Genomic DNA, 20,341 nt, shown 5'->3' on the forward strand with positions numbered 1-20,341 from the left:
GTTGCTTCGTCGCTTCGCTGCTTCCTCACTTCCTCACTTCGTCACTTCGTCACTTCGTCGCTTCGGGGGCTCTCGCGTGGAATACGAACTCAGCTTCTCCGCCGCCGACCTCGCCCAGACCCGCTTCGCCGTCTCCCCCCTCTGGGAGGTCGTCACCAGCTTCCGCGTCCTCGCCCAGCGGTCCGCCTCCGCCCCGCACCAGCGCTGGGCCGCCCAGGTCCGGCCCCGGATCGTGCGCGCCGGGCTCGACCGCGGGCGGCTCGCCGCGCTCGTGCCCGCCGACGGATACCTCGCGGACTTCCTCAACCCCACCCCCGCCGGGCCCTTCCCCACCCTCGGCGCCGAACTCGACGCCATCCGCCGCACCCCCGCCGGGCAGGTGCGCGAGGACCTGCGGAAGCTGGCCGCGGAGAGGGGCGACGGCGGGCGGCTCCAGTCCCTGCACGACGATCCCGAGGCCGTCCTGCCGAAGGTCACCGACGAGATCGAGACCTACTGGGAGCTCGCCCTCGCCCCCTACTGGGCCCGCATCCAGAAGGTCCTGGAGGCCGACGTCTTCCACCGGGCCCGGCAGGTCGCCGAGCACGGTTCGGCCCGAGTCCTGGGCGAACTCCACGAGACCGTACGGTGGGACGCCGGCACCCTGCGCCTCGTACGGCGCCACTGCGCGCTCACCCGCGGCCAGGCGGGGTCCGGGCTGCTGCTCGTCCCCTCCGTCTTCGCCTGGCCCCGGGTCCTCACCCGTTCCGTCCACCCCGACCCGCCCCAACTCGCCTATCCGGCCCGCGGTTTCGGTGCCGTGTGGGAACCCCGCACCACCGCCGCCACGGACGCCGTCGCCGCCGTCCTCGGCCGTTCCCGGACCCTGCTCCTCGCCGCGCTCGACACCCCGGCCTCCACCACCCAGCTCGCCACGCACTCCGGGCTCTCCGCCGCCGGGGTCTCCCAGCACCTCACCGCCCTGCGGAACGCCGGTCTCGTCACCTCCCACCGCAGCGGACGCTCCGTCCTCTACGCCCGCACCTCCGTCGCCGATCAGCTCCTCAACCCCTGACCGTCCCCGCCGTCGCGACCGGACGTCCCTAGTGCCGGGCGTCCAGGCCCGGCACTCCCAGGTCGGAGAGGCCGTCGAGGACCAGGTCGACGCCGACGGCGGCGAGCAGGAGGCCCAGGAGGCGGCCGAGGAGCTCGATCGTGGCGTGGTGGGTGTGGAGCAGGACCCGGGTGAGGAGCAGGACGCAGATCAGGTCGAGGGCGATGACCGTCACGTACGCCCCGACCACCGTCGAACGCCAACTGAAGGTGTCGCGCGCGGCCGCCTCGATGAGGACCGCCGTCATGGCGAGCGGGCTCACGACGTACGGCATGAGCAGTTCGCGCACCCCGCTGAGCAGGTCGGGGGCGTCCTGGTGGGCGCTGTCGGAGCCGAGGTGGAGGCCGAGGACGAGACCGACGGCGTAGAGGAAGAAGATGAGGCCGCCCGCGAGCTGGAGGGCGGGGGTGCTGATGTGGAAGAGGTCGAGCAGCCAGGGGGCCGTGATGCCGGCGAGGAGGCCGACGAGGACGGCCGCGGCCGAGGAGATGAGGGCGATGGTCCGCAGTTGGCGGGCGGGGTGGACCTGGGCAAGGCCGGCGAAGGAGAGGAGCACCTTCGGCGGACCGACGACGGAGAAGAAGGTGATGAAGGCGGCGGAGAAGGTGAATGCGTTCACGTCTGCATCATGAAGCGGGCGAGTGATTTATCCCGTTCTTCGAGCGCGCTTCCGCGCGGTGTCGGGAACGCCGGCCCGGCTCCGGTTGTGCTGCGGGGAGCGGTGCGCGCCGGACATGCTGCGGGGAGCGGTGCGCGCCGGACGTGCTGCGGGGAGCGGTGCGCGCCGGACGGTACACGTGCGTACGTACGCCTATCGGCGGGACGCGTGCCGGACGAAGCGGGGTCGAGCCTGCGCTGATCTCCGTTTCACGTGAAACCGCGCACCCCGGATCTTCCTCCTCTTGGTCAAAGTTTCACCTTGTCCACTCGATCTCCCGTTGTGGACGTTACGGTTCCCGTGAGGCGCAGATCACATCACGAGGGTCCGGGGGGACGCATGCGCGAGATGCTCAAGGGAGCCAACATCGGGCTGGCCGCCCTCAGTGAGGACACCGGTGCGGTCGTCGTCGGGCTGAGCTGGAGCAGCACGGCGGGCGACGGTGACGCCGACGTCTCGTTGCTGCTCCTCGACGGCGGCGGCAAGGTCCGCGGCGACGCCGACTTCTACTTCTACAACCACCCCGCGGCCGAGGACGGCAGCGTGCAGCTCCTGGGCAAGGTGCCGACGGAGAACGGCAGTGAGGACCGGATCAGTCTGGACCTCACGGCGATCCCCGAGGACGTCGTCCGGATCGTGGTGGCCGCGAGCCAGGACGGCGGCGCCCGCTTCGGCGACCTGGACGACCTGCGCATGACGGTCACGGACCGGTCGGGCGAGCCGCTGCTCGGCTTCTCCATCACGGACGCCACGGTCGAGACGGCCTTCATCTTCGGCGAGCTCTACCGGCGGAACGAGGAGTGGAAGTTCCGTGCCGTCGGCCAGGGGTACGAGACCGGACTCGCCGGGCTCGCCACCGACTTCGGCATCACCGTCGAAGAGGACGACGACGAGCAGGGAGCCCGCCAAGAGCACGGTGAGCACGGTGAGGGCGGCGAGGGCGTCGGCGGCAGGGAGGAGGCCGGCGTCGCCGCGGTGATTCCGGCGCCCCGGGCGCCCGTCACGGACGTGGCCTCCCTCGCCGGTGCCGCTCCCGTCAGCGGTGCCGCTCCCGTGAGCGATGCGGCGCCCGTGAGCGATGCGGCGCCCGTCAGCAGTGCGGCGTCCGGGACCGACGGGGCGGACGAGGTCGTCGGGCGGCGTGGCACGCGTACGGCCAAGAAGAAGGTCACGCTCCCGAAGGCCGCGAGGAAGTCACTGGCGGAGAACGACTCCTGGAGGCCCGCCCGGCTCTTCCCCGTCCCCTCCTACAAGAGCGACCGGGAGCGCGAGGTGCGCGCCACGTCGGTGCTGCTCTCCGTGATGGCGGAGGTCCCGGAGTTCGGGCGGCGGCTCACCGCCGGGTTCGGGGCGCCCGCCGGCCGGATGCAGACCTTCACCGAGGTGTCGCTCCCCCACGGGGACAGTCCGAAGCGCCCGGACGGCGTCATCCGTACGGAACGGGCCGGGAAGCTCTGGACCGCGCTCGTCGAGACCAAGACCAACGGCAACCCGCTGAAGTCCGAGCAGGTCCAGAACTACATGGACATCGCCGCGCGGCGCGGCTACGAGGCCGTCATCACCCTCTCCAACGACGTGGCCCTGGAGGGCAGTCCCCTCGTCGAGGTCAAGACGGACGGACGGCGCAAGCACAAGGTGTCGCTGTGGCACCTCTCGTGGGCCGAGGTCGCCCACCAGGCCCAGATGCTGATCCGGCACGAGGGCGTCGGGAACGCGGCGCACGCCTGGCTCCTCCAGGAGCTGCTCCACTACCTCCAGCACGAGAACTCCGGCTGCCACGGCTTCCAGAACATGGGGCCGGCCTGGGTGCCCGTGCGCAACGGCATCGACACCGAGACCCTGTGCCAGGGCGACCCCCGCGCCGTGGAGGTCGTGGAGAGCTGGGAGCGCCTGATCCGCCAGGTCTGCCTCCGGCTCGGCGGCGAACTCGGGCAGAAGGCGCTGCCCGTGCAGCGGGCCAGGCGCGGCACCGACCCGACGTCCCGCCGCGCGGAGCTGGCCGACCGGCTCTGCGAGGAGGGGAGGCTGTCCGCGGAGGTACGGGTCGACGGCGCCCGGAGCATCCTGTCCGTGACGGCCGACCTCCGCACCGGGAAGATCCGCACGTCCATGGACGTCCCCGCCCCGGACGGCGCCTATCCGCTCTCGGTCGCGAAGCGCCTCCTGCGCGTCCTGGAGGAGGCTCCGGCCGACCTGCACGTGGAGACCCTGCTCGACGGGCGGAACGGGCCGCGCGGGACGCTGGAGAGGCTGCGGCCGGAGCCGGGCGACCTGCTGCCGAGGGACGGTGCCGCCATCACCGGCTTCCGGCTCTCGCTCTTCAAGGGGATGGGCAGCGGCCGGGGCGGCGCGGAGACGGGGTTCATCCGCAGCGTCGACGACGCCGTCGACCGTTTCTACGGATCGGTCGTCACCCACCTGGGACAGTTCGAGCAGCGCCGGCCCGCCCGGGCGCGGCAGACGGCCGAGCCCTCCGTCGTCGGCTGAGCCCGGGAGGCCTTGAGGGTCGGGCGGGCCGGGAACCCGGAAGGCCGGGAGCCGGGGCCCGGAGCCCGAGACGCCTCCGGCCGCCTGTCGTCCGCCGTCGGTGTGGTGTTCCAGGTGTCATCCTTGGACCACGACGGAGCCCCGGGCCGGGGAGTAAATTACCCCCTGGGGTATCTGTGGAGGAGACGTTGTGGAACTCGATCTCGCGGGCGCGGAGCTCAAGGCCGTACTGAACCGGCTGCGCCGGGCTCAGGGGCAGATCTCCGGGGTGATCCGGATGATCGAGGAGGGCCGGGACTGCGAGGAGGTCGTGACCCAGCTCGCCGCCGCCTCCCGGGCCCTCGACCGGGCCGGCTTCGCGATCATCGCGACCGGCCTCCAGCAGTGCCTGACCGAGGCCGAGGACGGCCGGAAGGACGGCGAGGACCGCGACGCCATGCGGGCCCGCCTGGAGAAGCTCTTCCTCTCCCTGGCCTGACCCGTCCGGGGGCGCCGCGAGGTCTCAGGCGTCCGCGAGGCCCTTCGGGCGCTTCGCGATCCGAGTGGGGCGCTCGCCCCGGCAACGGCGAGGACGTTCTCGTCGGGTTCGCCGTGCGCGTCGGGGTGGGCGGTCCCTTAGGGGTTCGCCGCCCGCCGCGTGCACCGGCGGGTCGGCGAAGCCGGGCGAGACGTCGAGCGTGGCGACCTCCACGTCGCCGGTGGCGTCCACGGGGGCCGCCAGGCCGGGTTCGCTTCGATCGCGGCGTCCGGGGGAGGCAGGGCGGCCCGGGCGAGGCGGTGGGCGGTAACGGTGGCCGAGCAGTGGATGACGGCGGCCTTGACGGACATGACGGACTCTCCTCGATCTCTTCCGCGGTGTCATCCACGGCGTTTCCGTGGCGCCTTCCCGTACGGGGACGACTCGACCCGAAGAAATGGATCGGCATCCGCTTCTCCGGCCGAGCCTAAACGGATCGCTATCCGCTTCACGAAGGGGGCAGGTATGCTCGATCCCAGGGGCAGGGCCGCAGGGCAGAAGGGCAGGAGTCCGCAGAGATGAGCACCGAGAACCCGCGGGCCGGGGAGCGCGCGACCGCTCCCCCGCTCGGTCTGCTCCCCACCCTCGACGCCCCCGCCCCCGAGCGCGCCGACGCGGCCCGCAACCGGCGCAGGATCCTCGACGCGGCCGCCCGGATCGTCGCCGAGCAGGGCCCCGACGCCGTCACCATGAACCAGGTCGCCCACGCCAGCGGCATCGGCGTCGGCACCGTCTACCGGCGCTTCGGCGACGTCTCCCAGCTCCTGTGGGCGCTCCTCGACGACCGCGAGCGCCAGTTCCAGGAGGCGTACATGAGCGGCCCGCCGCCACTCGGGCCCGGCGCCCCGACCGCCGAACGGCTCGACGCCTTCCTCGACGCGCTCGTCGACCGGGTCGCCGAGCAGCGCGCGATCCTGCTCGCCGCGCACTCCGCCGCACCCCGCGCCCGGTACCACAGCGGCGCGTACCGGGTGATGCACACGCACGTCGCCCTGCTCATCGGGCGGCTCAGGCCGGGGTCGGACGGCGCGCTCCTCGCGCACCTGCTGCTCGCGCCCTTCTCCCCCGACGTCATGCACCACCTGACCGTCGAACAGGAGCTCTCGGGCGAGCGCCTCAAGGCGGGCGTACGGGAACTCCTCACCCTGCGCGAGAACCCCTGATCAGAGGGGTCAGAGCGGTCGCGACGGAGTCGAGACCGGTACGTACGCCAGACCGTCGTACTCCTCCCCCGGCACCACCGGCATCACGTTCCGGCGGTAGACGAACCGCGTCACGTACGCCCCGTGCGTGCGCGTCGGGTACGTCCGCCGCGTCCACTCCTCGTGCGCGCGGGAGCGCAGGTCCACCAGCCGCGCGTCCGCGGACCCCGGGGAGGCCGCGAGCAGCGCCTCCAGGGTGTCCGGGCCCGCCGGGCCGATCCGGTTCACCGCCACCCGCGACGGCCGTTTCGTACGAGGCCCCCACGGGCCCGGCCACGTCCGCCGGGCCCGGAAGGCGCCCTCGCCGAAGAAGAGACCGAGCGCGTAGTACGCGAGGCCGTACCGTTCCCGCAGCCGGGCGCCGAGCGCCGCGCCCCGGACGCCCACGTGCCCGTTGTGCGCCCACACGGCGACCCCGGCGCCGCCCGCCGCGGCCACCGCCTCGTCGACCGCGTCCGCCATGTGCCCGTCCCTGACCCGCCACAGCCGCTCGCCGGGCTCGGCCGTGGCCACGTCCGCCGCCCGCGCCAGGACGCGGGCGTGCCACCGGTCCGCGTCGCCCGAGGCACCCGAGGCACCCGAGGCACCCGAGACACCCGCCTCCAGCGCCTCCGCCGCCGCGAGGAGTTCCGCCCTGCGCTCCGGAAGCCGGCCCGGCTGGGCGTCCGCCAGTACGGAGAGGGCCCCCGCGCGCTCCGGACCGAAGTGCGCCACCGACGCCCCGCTCCGCTGCGGGTCGATCCCCGCGAAGCCGACCCGGTCCGCACGGGGCCGCCCCCGGTTGTAGGAGCGCGTCCACTCCAGGAGGCCCAGGACCTCCCGCGTCCGCCAGGTCCAGAACCCGAGGCCGGTCAGGGCGGTCTCCGCGTCGCCGGCCCCGTCCCTGACGTACGCGTCGACCGCGGGCCCCGCCGAGGCGCTCGCCTCCATCACGAGCGTACGGAAGCCGTGCTCGGTCACCAGGTGTTCGAACAGGCGGTGCTTGAGGCGGAAGAACTCCGCCGTCCCGTGCGTGGACTCGCCCAGACCGACGACCCGCACCCCGCCCAGCGCCGCCCCGAACTCCTCCAGACCGTCCACACCCCGGAACCTATCTGGACCTCCGGGCGTCCCGGAACGCACGATCACGCCATGACGACCGAGAACGACACCGCCGCCAAGACCTTCCTGATCCTGCACGGCTTCCAGAACCACCGGCCGCCCGGCCACTGGCAGCACTGGCTCGCCGAGCGACTGCGGGAGCGCGGGCACGAGGTCCGCTACCCGCAACTTCCCTCGCCGGACGCGCCCGTGCTCGCGGAGTGGCTCGACGCCCTGGAGGAGTACGGGAAGCGGCCCGCCCGGGGCGAGTTCGTGGTCCTCGCGCACAGCCTGTCCGTACTGCTGTGGCTGCGCGCCGGCGCGCGCCGGCCGGACGCCGACCGGGTGCTGCTCGTCGCCCCGCCCTCGCCGTCGGTGACCGCCTCGATCCCCGAGATCACCGCCTTCGCCGACGGGCTCGACCTCGCGGAGACCGGCCTCGGGGCGCGGCTCGTGTACGGGGGCGGCGACCCGTACTGCCCCGAGGGCGCCGACCTGCACTACGGCCGTCCGCTCGGCCTCGACCTCGACCTCGTACCGGACGGCGGACACCTCAGCCCCGCCCACGGGTACGGGGACTGGCCCTCGGTCCTGGAGTGGTGCGAGGACCCGTCGGTGCGGGTGAAGGGCCGGTAGGCATCCCTCAGGGGCCACCGGGAACCCCGAGGCAGTGGCCGCCCGGAACCCCGACAGGGGCCCTCGGAAACCCCGACAGGGGCCGTCGGCGCCCCGGTAGGGTCGGCCGGATGCACCCGGAGACCGCGCCGTACGACCAGGGCCTGCTCGACGTGGGCGACGGCAACCTCGTCCACTGGGAGGTCTCCGGCAACCCGGAGGGCAAGCCCGCGCTCGTCGTCCACGGCGGGCCGGGCTCCGGCTCCTCCCCGCGCTCCCGGCGCTTCTTCGACCCGGCGGCGTACCGGGTCGTCCTCTTGGACCAGCGGGGCTGCGGCCGCTCCGTCCCGCACGCGAGCGACCCGGCCGCCGACCTGTCCGTCAACACCACCGCGCACCTGGTCGCGGACATGGAACGGCTGCGCGAGCACCTCGGGATCGAGAAGTGGCCGCTCCACGGAGGCTCCTGGGGCTCCACGCTGATCCTGGCGTACGCGGAGGCCCACCCCGAGCGCGTCACGGAGATCGTGATCGCCGCCGTCACCACCACCCGCCGCTCCGAGACCGCCTGGCTCTACGAGGGCGTCGGCCGCTTCTTCCCCGAGGCCCACGAGCGCTTCCGGGCGGGGGCCGGGACCGCCGACGGGGCCGGGGCGGAAGAGCTCGTCGGGGCGTACGCCGCCCTGATCCGCGACGCGCACCGGCTCGCCGGCGTCCCCGGCGTCCTGGTCCACGGCCGGCTCGACATGGGCGGACCGCTCACCACCGCTCGGGAGCTGGTCCGCGCCTGGCCGGACGCCGAGCTGCACGTGGTCGAGCGGGCCGGGCACCTGGGCGGCGAGGAGACCGGCCGCCCGGTCCTCGCGGCCCTCGACCGCTTCGCGAGGAACTGAACCCGGCAAAGACGGCGAAAGCCGTCCAGTCGTAAGGGAATTGAGAATTCCAGATTTCACTCCTGCTAGACCCGGCAGGAATTGTGGCGAATCTGTTCACAGAACACCCCCGAGATCGCTAACTTCCCCTCAACCTCGTCCGTACCGGGAAGGACTTCTGTGAACGCATCCCAGCGCAGAGCCGCGGCCATCCTCGCCGCCGCCGCCCTCGCCGCCCCGCTGGTCCTCGCCTCCCCCGCCACCGCGGGACAGGACCCCACGGCCGCACCCGCCCGCGATGCCGCCAAGCTGGCGAAGAAGCTGGTCCGCGACACCACCGCCAAGGACGCCTACAAGCACCTGCAGAAGTTCCAGGCGATAGCCGACTCGGCCGGCGGCCACCGCGCGGCCGGTTCGCTCGGGCACGACGCCTCGGCCGCGTACGTGTACACGCAGCTCAAGAAGGCCGGCTACGACGTCCGGTACCAGAAGTTCGACTTCGCGTACACGGAGACGCTCGCCGAGAAGGCCTCCGTCGTCTCCCCCGCGCCCCGCGCGTTCGACATCAAGGCCATGACGTACACCAAGTCCACCCCGGTCGGCGGCGTCAGGGCCGAACTGGTGGCCGCGCCCGTCGACGCCGACGCCACCAGCGGCTGCGAGCCGGGCGACTTCGCCGCCGGCGCCTTCACCGGCAAGATCGCGCTCATCCAGCGCGGCGGCTGCGCCTTCGCGGTGAAGCAGCAGAACGCCGCCGCGGCCGGTGCCGTCGCCGCCGTCATCTACAACAACGCCGAGGGCGTCCTCTCCGGCACCCTCGGGGACGCCGCCTCCGGGAAGATCCCCACCGGCGGCATCACCCTGGCCGAGGGCAAGGCGCTCGCCGCCGAGCTCGCCAAGGGCCCGGTCACCCTCTCCCTGGAGATCCGCCAGCTCCAGCAGACGCGTTCCACCAACAACGTCATCGCGGAGACCAAGGCAGGCAACGCCGCCAACACCGTGGTGCTCGGCTCGCACCTCGACTCCGTCACCGCGGGCCCCGGCATCAACGACAACGGCTCGGGCTCCGCCGGTCTCCTCCAGACCGCCCTGAAGCTCGCCGAGTCGAAGGACAAGGTCCGCAACAAGGTCCGCTTCGCCTGGTGGTCGGCGGAGGAGAACGGCCTCCTGGGCTCCGAGCACTACGTGCAGAACCTCACGGAGCTCGACAAGAAGGAGATCAAGCTCTACCTCAACTTCGACATGATCGCCTCGCCGAACTACGGCCTGTTCGTGTACGACGGCGACGACTCGGACGGCGTCGGCGCCGGCGCGGGCCCCGCGGGCTCGGCCCAACTGGAGCGCGACATCAACGAGTTCCTCGACAAGAACGGGCACCCGCACGAGGGCACCGACTTCACCGGCCGCTCCGACTACGGCCCGTTCATCGAGGTCGGCATCCCCTCCGGCGGTACCTTCACCGGCGCCGAGGGCATCAAGACCGCCGCCCAGGCGGCCAAGTTCGGCGGCCAGGCGGGCGTCGCGTACGACGTGAACTACCACGCCAAGGGCGACGACCTCAGCAACATCAACCTGAAGGCCTTCGACGTCAACATCGACGTCATCGCCAACGCCGTGGGCACCTACGCCCACGACATCTCCTCGCTCCGCAAGCCGGTCGTCTCCGTCCCGACCACCGGCGACGCGGGCAGCGGCGGCGGCCTGCACGACGACCACCACGAGGTCACCGAGTAACGGCCGAGGGGCGGTGGGCGCGGTCGGCGCGGTACGGGCGGTCAGCGCCTCCGGCGGGCGGTGCCACCACCCGTTCGGACGGCGAGGGCTCCTCTTTCCGGCGGGGAGCCCCCGCCCCGTACGGTGACCACCACCTCGCCCGCGCCGAGTCCCGGGAGCACCTCCACGAGGTCGTACGACGGCCCCGGCCGTGATCCGCCGGACAGACCCCGGAGGGCCTTCCCGCCGTCCGGGGTGACGGACGGCGGGACGCGGATCCGCACGTCCGGGTGACAGGTGCCGTCCCGGAGCAGGGTCCCCGGATCGAGTGCGGGCCCGTCGAAGGCGTACCCCGTGGAAAGGGCGGAGACGGGGCCGGGAAGGGGCCCCAGGCGGGGGCGGCGGGCCCGGGCTCCGGGCGGCGGCTGCCCGCTCGCGCCCGTGACGGCGCTCCGATTCCGGTTCGTCGCGGTTCGCACCGGCATCCCACCGGGTGCGTGGCTGCGCCGGGAGCCGCTCGCCCGGTAGGCTTTCCGTGTGATCTTCAAGCGCATCGGAAACGGAAAGCCGTATCCCGACCACGGCCGGGAAAGCACCCGGCAGTGGGCGGACGTCGCCCCGCGCCCGGTCCGCCTCGACCAGTTGGTCACCACCAAGGGCCAACTGGACCTGGAGACCCTGCTCGCGGAGGACTCCACCTTCTACGGCGACCTCTTCGCGCACGTCGTGAAGTGGCAGGGCGACCTCTACCTCGAGGACGGACTGCACCGCGCCGTCCGCGCGGCGCTCCAGCAGCGCCAGGTGCTGCACGCGCGCGTCCTCGAACTGGACTGAGAACCGTCCGGAAGGCAGAGGTCACTGACCCTTTCGGGGGCAGTTCCACCCCATCCGGACGCGATCACATGATCATCAAGTAGGCATCACCGACGGGCGGCATTACGCTGCGCTCATGAGCATGCTCACTCCCCCCGGCATGGGCGGAAAGTACCGCATCACGGGGGATGTCTACCCGCGCATGCGCCGCCCCCACCGTCGGCGCAGGATCGTCCTCGCGGCCACCGCCGCCGCGGTCGTGCTGGGCGCGGCCGGCTGGGGGACGCTCCAGCTCGTCGACGTGTTCTCCGGCGACGCGGGCACGAAGGCGGCGGCCGGGAAGCAGGCCGACTGCAAACCCGCCCCCACCCCGACCGCGCAGGCCGCCGCGGCCCTGCCCAAGCCCGCGCAGATCACGGTCAACGTCTACAACGCGACCCCGCGCAGCGGACTCGCCAAGACGACGGCCGACGAGCTCAAGAAGCGCGGCTTCAAGGTCGGCAAGGTCGGGAACGCGCCCGCCGCCTACGACAAGAAGGTCCCTGGCGCCGGACTGCTCCTCGGCGCGCCCGCCGCCACCAAGGGCGCCTTCCCGGTCCTCGGCACCCAGCTCGCGGGCGCCACGACCAGGACGGACGCCCGGACCACGGCGGACGTGGACCTGATCATCGGGACCGCCTTCAAGAACCTGTCCCCGAAGACGACGGCGGACGCGGCCCTGGTCGCCCTGACCAAGCCCGCGCCCGCTCCGGCCGGGAAGTGCTGAGGGCCTACTCGGCCGAGCCGTACATGCGGTCGCCCGCGTCGCCGAGGCCCGGGACGATGTAGCCGTTCTCGTTGAGACGCTCGTCGACCGAGGCCGTCACGACGGTGACGGGGGTGCCCGCGAGCTCGCGCTCCATGACCTCGACGCCCTCCGGGGCGGCGAGGAGCACGACCGCGGTCACGTCGTCCGCGCCGCGCTTGATCAGCTCCTGGATCGCCGCGACCAGCGTGCCGCCGGTCGCCAGCATCGGGTCCAGGACGTACACCTGGCGGCCCGAGAGGTCCTCCGGCATCCGCGTGGCGTAGGTCGACGCCTCCAGCGTCTCCTCGTTGCGGATCATGCCCAGGAAGCCGACCTCGGCGGTCGGGAGCAGCCGGACCATGCCGTCGAGCATGCCGAGGCCGGCGCGCAGGATCGGGACCACCAGCGGGCGCGGGTGCGACAGCTTCACACCGGTCGTCGTCGTGACCGGGGTCTCGATGTCGACCTGCTCGGTCCGCACGTCCCGGGTGGCCTCGTAGGCGAGCAGGGTGACCAGCTCGTCGGCGAGACGGCGGAAGGTCGCGGAGTCCGTGCGCTTGTCGCGCAGGGTGGTGAGCTTGTGGGCGACCAGGGGGTGGTCGACGACGTGGAGACGCATGACTCAACAGTAGCCCGCCCCGCACTGGCGTCGATCCGCGCCACTGGGGGAAGGTGGGGGCACACGGACCCGGTGATGGGGTGGTGTGGCAGATGTCCGACCTGGAAGGACCGGTCGAGCGGGCCGCCGAGAGGGTGGCCCGGGGGCCGGCGGCGGAGACCGACACGGAGCGACGCAGGCGCCGTGCGCAGTTCCTGCGCGAGCTGCACGAGGCGAAGGCCCTGCGCGAGCGCGTGCAGCCCCGGCGCGCCCGGGCGGCCCGGATGCGGCAGGCGATGCGGATGCGGACTTTCCGCTGGTGAGGCCGGTGGGCCTTTCGCCGCTGAGGGGCTGCTCGTCGAGGGGGGCTTTCCGCCGGTGAGGGGCCGCCCGCCGGGGGAGGCTTTCCGCCGGTGAGAGCCTCCCCCGGCGGGGACCTTCCGCCGTTGAGGCGGTGCGCGGCGCGGCCGGTCGGCGGGGCGCGGTGGATTCCGTACACCGTGCCGGACGCGGTGTGACCGGCGGAAACCGGTCCCGACCAGCGGCGACCGGCCCGGTCCGGCCGTGCGCCCCCCGAGTGCGCCGGGGTCGCGCGCCCGCCCGATAGCGGGGACGTTCAGACTGATGCACGACGCAAGAGCCGAAGACCTCTCCTGCGGGCGTCGTTTCTGTCACGATGCCGAGGGGGCGGGGCTCAGGACCGCGCCACCGGAACGTCACACCTCTGATCAGTGGGAGAGAGTCAGGTGTACTTCGCCGCACTGCTCGCGCGCACCGAAGACGGGTGGGAAGCGAGCGACACGGAGCTCGACGACGTGGAGACCCTGTCGGATCTGGTCGAACTGGCCCGCGACGCCTCGGACGACGACACGGTGATCGTCTTCGTCGAGCAGGAGGACGCGTGGTTCGGGATCGTACGGATCGAGGGGGAGGAGGACCCCCGCATCTACGTCTCCGACGGGGCGGCCGCAGCCCGTTCCTCGTACGGGGAGATGCTCACCCGGGAGATCCTCGGTGACGACCTGGACGACCTGGCCGACGAGCTGGAGTCGCTGGACCTGGACGGCACGGAGGACGGCGAGCCGCTCGACGCCGACGGGGACGAGGACGACGAGGCGGGCTCCGTGGCCGCCGAGGCCGTCCCGGCCGCCCCGGTGGGCGACCGGCTGATCCTGGCGGACCTCGGTCTGCCGCCGGCCGAACTGCTCGCCCTGGAGACCGACGCGCTCGCGGAGATCGCGGACGCGCTGGGCGCGGCCGAGGTCCTGGAGGCCGTCCGCTAGTGGCCCCCGCGGTACCCGCTCCCGACCCCGTACGGGGCCCCTCGCCCGACCCCGTACGGGAACCCGTACCGGATCCCCTGCGGGATCCCTGGCGGGGCGCCATGCTGCTCGCCCTCGACGAGGCGGAGGCGGCCGGGCCGGCCGGTGACGTGCCGGTCGGCGCGGTCGTGCTCGGTCCGGACGGGGCGGTGCTCGCGCGGGCGCACAACGAGCGGGAGGCGGCCGGCGACCCCACCGCGCACGCCGAGGTGCTCGCCCTGCGCCGGGCGGCCGCGGCGACCGGGGAGTGGCGCCTGACGGGCTGCACGCTCGTCGTGACCCTGGAGCCGTGCGTGATGTGCGCGGGCGCCCTGGTCCAGTCCCGCGTGGAGCGGGTGGTGTTCGGGGCCGTGGACGAGAAGGCGGGCGCGGCGGGCTCGCTCTGGGACCTCGTGCGGGACCGGCGGCTCAACCACCGTCCCGAGGTGATCCACGGCGTGCTGGGCGAGGAGTGCGCCCGGCGGCTCACGGCCTTCTTCCGTACCCGCTGACGCGCCCGCCGGCCCCGCTCCGAACCCGCCCGGACCCCGCTCCGACCTGCGGCGGGATACGGATTTCATCGCAGCGGCAGTTTCGGCTAAGCTCTCTCTCGGTAGCGTGTCCGAGCGGCCGAAGGAGCTCGCCTCGAAAGCGAGTGTGGGGAAACTCACCGAGGGTTCAAATCCCTCCGCTACCGCTTCGATCGAAGGGCCCGGTTCATCCGAACCGGGCCCTTCGGCGTGTGCGGAGCACGTACGGGGCCCCACGGGGCGCGTACGGGAAAGACCCCGGGCCGCGCGTTCGGGCGCGGCCCGGGGCCTTCCGGCAGGACGGGTATAGGTCGGGGGGAGCGGCATCGGGGGGACAAGCCGCTCCCCCCGGTGAGAACCGGTCCTCCAAGTCCGCGTCGCCGTCGGGGGAAGCCTCGCGGCGCGGACCCCGCAGTGCGGCCCGGTTCCGGAGCCCCTCGGATTCCTGCCAGATCCTCCGGGCTCGCCATCCATACTGCGCGCCCCGCCCCCTTGCGGGGGACGGCAAAAGTCCTCCTTCTCCGGGCCCTTGGTCCGTAAAGGCTCGGTTAGAGTGGCGCGGTCGTACGGCGGGGGAACAGGGGAGGGCTGGAAATGGCGCAGGCGAAGAAGGTCGCGCTGTACGCGGTCGTGGTCTTTGTGCTGTACACGATCGTCACGTCCCCGGCGAGGGCGGCGGATCTGGTCCAGGTAGGGTTCGAGGGCATTTCCAGCGCCGCCCAGGGTGTCGGCGAGTTCATGACCGAACTCATCAATTAGGAGCCCTCCGTGATCCGCCATCTGGTCCTCTTCAAGCTCGACGACGGCGTCGCCCGTGACGAGCCGCGCGTCGTCGCCGGCGTCGAGGCGTTCCGGGCGCTCGGCGAGCAGATTCCGGAGCTCCGGTTCTGGGAGTGCGACTGGAACATCACGGACCGGCCGATCGCGTACGACTTCGCCATCAATTCGGCCGTCGAGGACACCGACGCCCTCCAGCGCTATCTGGAGCACCCGGCCCACCAGGCGGGTGTCGCCCAGTGGCGGGAGTTCGCCACCTGGGTGATCGCCGACTACGCCTTCTGACCCCCGGTCACGACCGAGGCCCCCGCCCCCGTGGCGGGGGCTTCGCCGTTTTCCGGACTCCCGCAGGCCTCCCGCACGCCTTCCGTAGGCCTTCCGTAGGCCTTCCGTAGGCCTTCCGTATGCCTCTCCCGTGCTCCCCGTTCGGCCCTCTCTTCCCTCCCTCCATGTCCTCAACACGTGGCTATGGGGTGCTTGCACACAGTGGACATGTCTTGTGATGCTATGACCGCTTTTGATGGATGAGTTGACCGTAGTTGACACCAGTCGACCAGCAGGACCAGCCAAAAAGGGGTGGCGTGAACGTGCCGGCCAGTACAGCACCTCAAGTCCCGCCCCAGCACGAGGCAGGCGGCCCGGAGTCGCCGCGCCCGCGCACCCAGAGCACCCGCGGCGCCGACACCCGCGCCCTCACCCAGGTCCTCTTCGGGCAGCTCAAGAACCTGGAGCCGGGCACCCCCGAGCACGACCGGGTGCGCGGGGCCCTCATCGAGGCCAACCTGCCGCTGGTCCGCTACGCGGCCGCCCGCTTCCGCTCCCGCAACGAGCCCATGGAGGACGTCGTCCAGGTCGGCACCATCGGCCTGATCAACGCCATCGACCGCTTCGACCCGGACCGGGGCGTGCAGTTCCCGACCTTCGCGATGCCGACGGTCGTCGGCGAGATCAAACGCTACTTCCGGGACAACGTGCGGACCGTGCACGTGCCCCGTCGGCTGCACGAGCTGTGGGTCCAGGTCAACGGCGCCACCGAGGACCTGACGACCGCTCACGGGCGCTCCCCCACCACTGCCGAGATCGCCGAGCGGCTGCGGATCGGGGAGGACGAGGTGCTCGCCTGCATCGAGGCCGGACGCTCGTACCACGCCACCTCGCTGGAGGCGGCGCAGGAGGGCGACGGGCTGCCGGGGCTGCTCGACCGGCTCGGCTACGAGGACCCCGCGCTCGCCGGCGTCGAGCACCGGGACCTGGTGCGGCACCTTCTCGTACAACTGCCCGAAAGGGAGCAGCGGATCCTGATGCTGCGCTACTACAGCAACTTGACCCAGTCTCAGATCAGTCAGGAACTCGGCGTCTCCCAGATGCACGTGTCAAGGCTCCTCGCACGGAGCTTCGCACGATTGAGATCCGCAAACAGGATCGAAGCGTAACCGGAACGGGTAGACCGGTTCGGAGCAGTTCCGCACCGCATCGCATGCCGAACACCCCTTGTTTCCTGCGGATATGCGCGGGCATTGTGTCGACAAGTCACTACAGCGTGTTGCCGACATGTGACATTCTGCTGGAACCGCGTTTGCCGCAGCCCTCCCGCCGGTATTCAGGTGGTGGCTGCGTTCCTCAGACGGTCGCGGCACCGCGACCGTCCGCGACCTCAAGGGGGTGGCATGTCCACAGAACTGGACAGCTCCAAGGTGCTCACGCTCACGCCCGTTCCCGTCGTTCCCGTGCCCACGCAGACGACGGCGCCGACGGCGCCCGAGAGCGCGGAGCCCACGCCGCCGCCGATGCCCGTCACGACCGGCGCCCTCGACACCCGCACCCTCTCCCGCTCCCTCTTCCTGCGGCTGCGCGCCCTGGACGCGGAGGGCGCAGCCGCCGACAGCCCGGAGCGGACCTACGTCCGCGACACCCTCATCGAGCTCAACCTCCCCCTCGTCCGGTACGCGGCCGCCCGCTTCCGCTCCCGCAACGAGCCCATGGAGGACATCGTCCAGGTCGGCACCATCGGCCTGATCAAGGCGATCGACCGCTTCGACTGCGAACGGGGCGTGGAGTTCCCGACGTTCGCCATGCCGACGGTCGTCGGCGAGATCAAGCGCTTCTTCCGCGACACCTCGTGGTCGGTGCGGGTCCCGCGCCGGCTCCAGGAGCTGCGCCTCGCCCTCACCAAGGCCGGCGACGAGCTCGCCCAGAAGCTCGACCGCTCCCCCACCGTCCCCGAACTCGCCGCCGTGCTCGGGGTGTCGGAGGAGGACGTGGTCGACGGCCTCGCCGTCGGGAACGCGTACACCGCCTCCTCGCTCGACTCCCCCTCTCCCGAGGACGACGGCGGCGAGGGCTCCCTCGCGGACCGGCTCGGCTACGAGGACAGCGCCCTCGAAGGCGTCGAGTACCGCGAGTCGCTCAAGCCGCTGCTCGCCAAGCTGCCGCCCCGCGAGCGGCAGATCATCATGCTGCGCTTCTTCGCCAACATGACCCAGTCGCAGATCGGCGAGGAGGTCGGCATCTCCCAGATGCACGTCTCGCGGCTGCTGACCCGCACCCTGGCGCAGCTCCGGGAGGGGCTCATCTCCGACTGACCCCGCAGAAGGGGCGGGAGAAGAGGAGTGGGCCGGTCCGCGTGACGCGGAGCCGGCCCACTCTGGGTGTACGGGACGTGCGGGGCATACGGGACGGTCAGCCGAGCGCCAGCCAGGCGACGGCCGCCAGGACGACGACGGCGGCGACCACGCCCACGATCAGGCCGACCCGGGGGCCCGACGAGGAGGAGGCGGCGACGGTCTGCGGCTGCTGCTGCGGAGCGCCCTCGTCGACGAAGGCGCGGAACATCTGGGTGCTGCCGGCGGGGTCGTAGGAGCCCTCGGGGCCCTGGCCCTGGCCGTACGGTGCTTGGGGGTTGTGTGCCATGGGCCAGGACCCTAGCGAAGTCGGCCGGGCCGCCCAAGCCCGGCACCCCCGGCCCGGCGCGCGGGACCGCGTCCGGCGCCCCCGCCCCTCCCTTTGCCGATTCTTTAGCGCCGTTTGACCGATTTAGTTTGCCTGGAGCAACCATCCATCTCTATGGTTGCCCTAAGCAACAAGATATGTGGAGCACGCGGTGGAGTACGCGATGGACAGAGGCAATCGGTACGAGAACCTCGCCCGCCAGGTGAGCGCCATCGGAGCGGTGAAGCGCGGACTCGCGCGGACCCTGCCCGCCGAGTGCCCCGGCGGATCCGCGATCGTCCTCGCACTGCTGAACCACCACGGGGACATGCGGATGGGCCGCGTGTCCGAGCTGATGGCCGTCGACATGTCGGTCAGCAGCCGTCACGTGGCCCACACGGTGGACCGCGGATGGGTCGAGCGCCTGCCCGACCCCGCCGACCGGCGCTCCCGCATCCTCCACCTGACCCCTGCGGGCGAGTCCATGCTCGCCGTCCTCGACCGGCGGTTGACCGACATGCTCGCCCGCACCCTCGCGGAGTGGTCCGACGACGACGTCGAACTGCTCACCACCCTGCTCGCCCGCCTCCGCGATTCCTTCGGGGACTGCCGGGCCCACCACGCTTGAGAACGAAGGAAGTCCATGGCTAGCACCACACCAGAGACCGGTGTGCGCGGCGGGAGCGCAAAGGAGGGGGACCTCGCCTCCGGCGGCGCCCCGATGACGCACAAGCAGATCATGGAGGCGCTCTCCGGGCTGCTGCTCGGCATGTTCGTCGCCATCCTGTCCTCGACGATCGTCTCCAACGCCCTGCCGCAGATCATCACCGACCTGGGCGGCGGCCAGTCCGCCTACACCTGGGTCGTGACCGCGGCCCTCCTGGCGATGACCGCGACCACCCCGCTCTGGGGCAAGCTCGCGGACCTCTTCTCCAAGAAGTTCCTCGTCCAGATAGCCCTCGTCATCTACGTCGCGGGCTCGGTCGTCGCCGGCCTCTCGCAGAGCACCGGCATGCTCATCGCCTGCCGCGTCGTCCAGGGCGTCGGCGTCGGCGGTCTGACCGCCCTCTCCCAGATCATCCTGGCCGCCATGATCGCCCCGCGCGAGCGCGGCCGGTACAGCGGCTACCTGGGCGCCACCTTCGCCGTCGCCACCGTCGGCGGCCCGCTGCTCGGCGGCGTCATCACCGACACCGACTGGCTCGGCTGGCGCTGGTGCTTCTACGTCGGCGTGCCCTTCGCGATCATCGCCCTGCTCGTCCTCCAGAAGACCCTGAAGCTCCCCGTCGTGAAGCGCGAGGTCAAGGTCGACTGGGCCGGCGCCTTCTTCATCAGCGCCGCCGTCTCCCTGCTCCTCATCTGGGTCACCTTCGCGGGCGACAAGTACGACTGGATGTCCTGGCAGACGGCCGTCATGGTCCTCGGCGCCGTCGCCCTCGGCGCGGTCTTCGTCCTGGTCGAGTCGAAGGCGAGCGAGCCGATCATCCCGCTCCGCCTCTTCCGCAACCGCACGATCACCCTCGCCTCGCTCGCCTCGCTCTTCGTGGGCGTCGCGATGTTCGCCGGCACGGTCTTCTTCAGCCAGTACTTCCAGTTGGCGCGCAACGAGTCGCCGACGATGTCCGGCGTCCTCACCATCCCGATGATCACAGGTCTGTTCGTCTCCTCCACCGTCTCCGGTCTGATCATCACCAAGACCGGCCGCTGGAAGGCGTGGCTGGTCAGCGGTGGCGCCCTGGCCGCCGGCGGCCTCGGTCTGCTCGGCACGATCCGCTACGACACGGAGTACTGGCACATCGCGCTCTTCATGGCGGTCCTCGGCCTCGGCCTCGGCATGATGATGCAGAACCTGGTGCTCTGCACCCAGAACCAGGTGGCCCCCGCCGACCTCGGCGCCGCCTCCTCCGTCGTCACCTTCTTCCGCTCCCTGGGCGGTGCGATCGGCGTCTCGGCGCTCGGCGCGGTCATGGCCCACCGGGTCACGGACTACGTCAAGGAGGGCCTGGCGGAGCTCGGCCCGAAGGCCGCGGCCGCGATGGGCAAGGGCGGCTCGGGCGGCGGCATCCCCGACATGGACAAGCTGCCGGCCCCGATCCGCACGGTCATGGAGGACGCGTACGGCCACGGCGTCGCGGACGTCTTCCTCTACTCGGCGCCGTTCGCGCTGCTCGCCTTCGTGGTGACGATCTTCATCAAGGAGGTCGCCCTCAAGAGCGGCACGGCGAAGGCGGACGAGAAGGCGCCCGCGGGCGAGAAGGTCACCGCGGACGCCTCGTAGGAAGCCACTCGGTGGACAAGCTCCCGGCCGCGCTTCGAGCGGAGGCGCGGCCGGGTCGAGTACGGAGCGGCGGGCAGGGGACGGCCCGCCGC

22 protein-coding genes and 1 tRNA gene are annotated in these 20,341 nt (G+C 72.1%); 19 read left to right on the forward strand and 4 right to left on the reverse strand.

What is annotated here, in order from left to right:
* The first annotated feature begins 76 nt into the window (after positions 1-76).
* Positions 77-1,054 (forward strand): DUF5937 family protein, encoded by a 978-nt coding sequence (locus ACFYNX_RS19075; protein ID WP_388662720.1) that lies wholly within the window; start codon positions 77-79, stop codon positions 1,052-1,054.
* A gap of 28 nt (positions 1,055-1,082) precedes the next feature.
* On the opposite strand, the gene ACFYNX_RS19080 is transcribed toward ACFYNX_RS19075, so the two are convergent.
* Complete coding sequence (locus tag ACFYNX_RS19080) at positions 1,083-1,712, reverse strand: MarC family protein (protein ID WP_388662722.1); 630 nt, start codon at positions 1,710-1,712, stop codon at positions 1,083-1,085.
* A 378-nt stretch (positions 1,713-2,090) separates the two neighbouring features.
* Between ACFYNX_RS19080 and ACFYNX_RS19085 the strand changes: the two genes are divergently transcribed.
* From ACFYNX_RS19085 to ACFYNX_RS19095, 3 genes are all read left to right on the forward strand, one after another.
* Positions 2,091-4,238 (forward strand): TerD family protein, encoded by a 2,148-nt coding sequence (locus ACFYNX_RS19085; protein WP_388662724.1) that lies wholly within the window; start codon positions 2,091-2,093, stop codon positions 4,236-4,238.
* A 190-nt stretch (positions 4,239-4,428) separates the two neighbouring features.
* On the forward strand, positions 4,429-4,716 hold the full coding sequence (locus ACFYNX_RS19090) for a metal-sensitive transcriptional regulator (protein WP_125659506.1): 288 nt from the start codon (positions 4,429-4,431) through the stop codon (positions 4,714-4,716).
* Between the two features lie 557 nt (positions 4,717-5,273).
* The gene (locus ACFYNX_RS19095; RefSeq protein ID WP_388662726.1) at positions 5,274-5,918 is read left to right on the forward strand and encodes a TetR/AcrR family transcriptional regulator; all 645 of its coding nucleotides are present in this window, start codon (positions 5,274-5,276) and stop codon (positions 5,916-5,918) included.
* A gap of 9 nt (positions 5,919-5,927) precedes the next feature.
* Here the strand turns inward: ACFYNX_RS19095 and ACFYNX_RS19100 are convergent, their stop codons facing one another.
* On the reverse strand, positions 5,928-7,037 hold the full coding sequence (locus ACFYNX_RS19100) for an erythromycin esterase family protein (protein ID WP_388662728.1): 1,110 nt from the start codon (positions 7,035-7,037) through the stop codon (positions 5,928-5,930).
* A 51-nt stretch (positions 7,038-7,088) separates the two neighbouring features.
* On the opposite strand from ACFYNX_RS19100, the gene ACFYNX_RS19105 reads away from it, so the two are divergent.
* From ACFYNX_RS19105 to ACFYNX_RS19125, 5 genes are all read left to right on the forward strand, one after another.
* A complete protein-coding gene (locus ACFYNX_RS19105; protein ID WP_388662730.1) occupies positions 7,089-7,673 on the forward strand; it encodes an RBBP9/YdeN family alpha/beta hydrolase in 585 nt (194 codons plus the stop codon).
* Positions 7,674-7,783: 110 nt separating this feature from the next.
* Complete coding sequence (locus ACFYNX_RS19110) at positions 7,784-8,545, forward strand: alpha/beta fold hydrolase (RefSeq protein ID WP_388662732.1); 762 nt, start codon at positions 7,784-7,786, stop codon at positions 8,543-8,545.
* A gap of 159 nt (positions 8,546-8,704) precedes the next feature.
* On the forward strand, positions 8,705-10,258 hold the full coding sequence (locus tag ACFYNX_RS19115; RefSeq protein WP_365544550.1) for a M28 family metallopeptidase: 1,554 nt from the start codon (positions 8,705-8,707) through the stop codon (positions 10,256-10,258).
* A gap of 516 nt (positions 10,259-10,774) precedes the next feature.
* Positions 10,775-11,071 (forward strand): type II toxin-antitoxin system VapB family antitoxin, encoded by a 297-nt coding sequence (locus ACFYNX_RS19120; RefSeq protein WP_030209440.1) that lies wholly within the window; start codon positions 10,775-10,777, stop codon positions 11,069-11,071.
* 115 nt (positions 11,072-11,186) lie between these two features.
* Complete coding sequence (locus ACFYNX_RS19125; protein WP_388662734.1) at positions 11,187-11,816, forward strand: LytR C-terminal domain-containing protein; 630 nt, start codon at positions 11,187-11,189, stop codon at positions 11,814-11,816.
* A 4-nt stretch (positions 11,817-11,820) separates the two neighbouring features.
* Here ACFYNX_RS19125 and upp read toward each other — a convergent pair whose 3' ends face one another.
* Positions 11,821-12,456 carry a uracil phosphoribosyltransferase gene (upp, locus tag ACFYNX_RS19130; protein ID WP_062753576.1) on the reverse strand — a complete coding sequence of 212 codons (636 nt, stop codon included), beginning with the start codon at positions 12,454-12,456 and terminating at the stop codon, positions 11,821-11,823.
* A 92-nt stretch (positions 12,457-12,548) separates the two neighbouring features.
* Between upp and ACFYNX_RS19135 the strand changes: the two genes are divergently transcribed.
* The 8 genes from ACFYNX_RS19135 to ACFYNX_RS19170 all read left to right on the forward strand — a co-directional run bounded on the left by ACFYNX_RS19135 (position 12,549) and on the right by ACFYNX_RS19170 (position 17,625).
* On the forward strand, positions 12,549-12,758 hold the full coding sequence (locus ACFYNX_RS19135) for a hypothetical protein (protein ID WP_053640088.1): 210 nt from the start codon (positions 12,549-12,551) through the stop codon (positions 12,756-12,758).
* Positions 12,759-13,181: 423 nt separating this feature from the next.
* Positions 13,182-13,718 carry a hypothetical protein gene (locus tag ACFYNX_RS19140; RefSeq protein ID WP_365544554.1) on the forward strand — a complete coding sequence of 179 codons (537 nt, stop codon included), beginning with the start codon at positions 13,182-13,184 and terminating at the stop codon, positions 13,716-13,718.
* Positions 13,719-13,819: 101 nt separating this feature from the next.
* Positions 13,820-14,248 carry a tRNA adenosine(34) deaminase TadA gene (tadA, locus tag ACFYNX_RS19145; protein ID WP_365544773.1) on the forward strand — a complete coding sequence of 143 codons (429 nt, stop codon included), beginning with the start codon at positions 13,820-13,822 and terminating at the stop codon, positions 14,246-14,248.
* 100 nt (positions 14,249-14,348) lie between these two features.
* Positions 14,349-14,433, forward strand: a tRNA-Ser gene (locus ACFYNX_RS19150).
* A gap of 427 nt (positions 14,434-14,860) precedes the next feature.
* Positions 14,861-15,025 (forward strand): hypothetical protein, encoded by a 165-nt coding sequence (locus ACFYNX_RS19155; protein WP_163013800.1) that lies wholly within the window; start codon positions 14,861-14,863, stop codon positions 15,023-15,025.
* 9 nt (positions 15,026-15,034) lie between these two features.
* Positions 15,035-15,328: a Dabb family protein gene (locus tag ACFYNX_RS19160; protein WP_062753582.1), complete on the forward strand. Its 294-nt coding sequence runs from the start codon at positions 15,035-15,037 to the stop codon at positions 15,326-15,328.
* A gap of 302 nt (positions 15,329-15,630) precedes the next feature.
* The gene (locus ACFYNX_RS19165) at positions 15,631-16,476 is read left to right on the forward strand and encodes an RNA polymerase sigma factor SigF (RefSeq protein WP_125659588.1); all 846 of its coding nucleotides are present in this window, start codon (positions 15,631-15,633) and stop codon (positions 16,474-16,476) included.
* Between the two features lie 234 nt (positions 16,477-16,710).
* Positions 16,711-17,625, forward strand: coding sequence for an RNA polymerase sigma factor SigF (locus ACFYNX_RS19170; protein ID WP_185893299.1), 915 nt, complete (start codon positions 16,711-16,713; stop codon positions 17,623-17,625).
* 97 nt (positions 17,626-17,722) lie between these two features.
* Here the strand turns inward: ACFYNX_RS19170 and ACFYNX_RS19175 are convergent, their stop codons facing one another.
* A complete protein-coding gene (locus tag ACFYNX_RS19175) occupies positions 17,723-17,953 on the reverse strand; it encodes a hypothetical protein (protein WP_125659539.1) in 231 nt (76 codons plus the stop codon).
* A gap of 202 nt (positions 17,954-18,155) precedes the next feature.
* Here ACFYNX_RS19175 and ACFYNX_RS19180 point away from each other — a divergent pair, with 202 nt between their 5' ends.
* Positions 18,156-18,599, forward strand: a complete 444-nt coding sequence (locus tag ACFYNX_RS19180; protein ID WP_125659542.1) for a MarR family winged helix-turn-helix transcriptional regulator — start codon at positions 18,156-18,158, stop codon at positions 18,597-18,599.
* 15 nt (positions 18,600-18,614) lie between these two features.
* Positions 18,615-20,249 (forward strand): MDR family MFS transporter, encoded by a 1,635-nt coding sequence (locus ACFYNX_RS19185; RefSeq protein ID WP_388662738.1) that lies wholly within the window; start codon positions 18,615-18,617, stop codon positions 20,247-20,249.
* Positions 20,250-20,341: the final 92 nt, after the last annotated feature.

This window comes from Streptomyces sp. NPDC007872 (assembly GCF_042868165.1).
Classification (GTDB): domain Bacteria; phylum Actinomycetota; class Actinomycetes; order Streptomycetales; family Streptomycetaceae; genus Streptomyces.

Excerpts from the sequence above, each read along its gene's own strand:
- ACFYNX_RS19085 (WP_388662724.1), top strand. The coding sequence starts at position 2,091 with ATGCGCGAGATGCTCAAGGGAGCCAACATCGGGCTGGCCGCCCTCAGT.
- ACFYNX_RS19095 (WP_388662726.1), top strand. The coding sequence starts at position 5,274 with ATGAGCACCGAGAACCCGCGGGCCGGGGAGCGCGCGACCGCTCCCCCG.
- ACFYNX_RS19105 (WP_388662730.1), top strand. The coding sequence starts at position 7,089 with ATGACGACCGAGAACGACACCGCCGCCAAGACCTTCCTGATCCTGCAC.
- ACFYNX_RS19110 (WP_388662732.1), top strand. The coding sequence starts at position 7,784 with ATGCACCCGGAGACCGCGCCGTACGACCAGGGCCTGCTCGACGTGGGC.
- ACFYNX_RS19125 (WP_388662734.1), top strand. The coding sequence starts at position 11,187 with ATGAGCATGCTCACTCCCCCCGGCATGGGCGGAAAGTACCGCATCACG.
- upp (WP_062753576.1), bottom strand. The coding sequence starts at position 12,456 with ATGCGTCTCCACGTCGTCGACCACCCCCTGGTCGCCCACAAGCTCACC.
- ACFYNX_RS19135 (WP_053640088.1), top strand. The coding sequence starts at position 12,549 with ATGTCCGACCTGGAAGGACCGGTCGAGCGGGCCGCCGAGAGGGTGGCC.
- tadA (WP_365544773.1), top strand. The coding sequence starts at position 13,820 with ATGCTGCTCGCCCTCGACGAGGCGGAGGCGGCCGGGCCGGCCGGTGAC.
- ACFYNX_RS19155 (WP_163013800.1), top strand. The coding sequence starts at position 14,861 with ATGGCGCAGGCGAAGAAGGTCGCGCTGTACGCGGTCGTGGTCTTTGTG.
- ACFYNX_RS19170 (WP_185893299.1), top strand. The coding sequence starts at position 16,711 with ATGTCCACAGAACTGGACAGCTCCAAGGTGCTCACGCTCACGCCCGTT.
- ACFYNX_RS19175 (WP_125659539.1), bottom strand. The coding sequence starts at position 17,953 with ATGGCACACAACCCCCAAGCACCGTACGGCCAGGGCCAGGGCCCCGAG.
- ACFYNX_RS19180 (WP_125659542.1), top strand. The coding sequence starts at position 18,156 with ATGGACAGAGGCAATCGGTACGAGAACCTCGCCCGCCAGGTGAGCGCC.
- ACFYNX_RS19185 (WP_388662738.1), top strand. The coding sequence starts at position 18,615 with ATGGCTAGCACCACACCAGAGACCGGTGTGCGCGGCGGGAGCGCAAAG.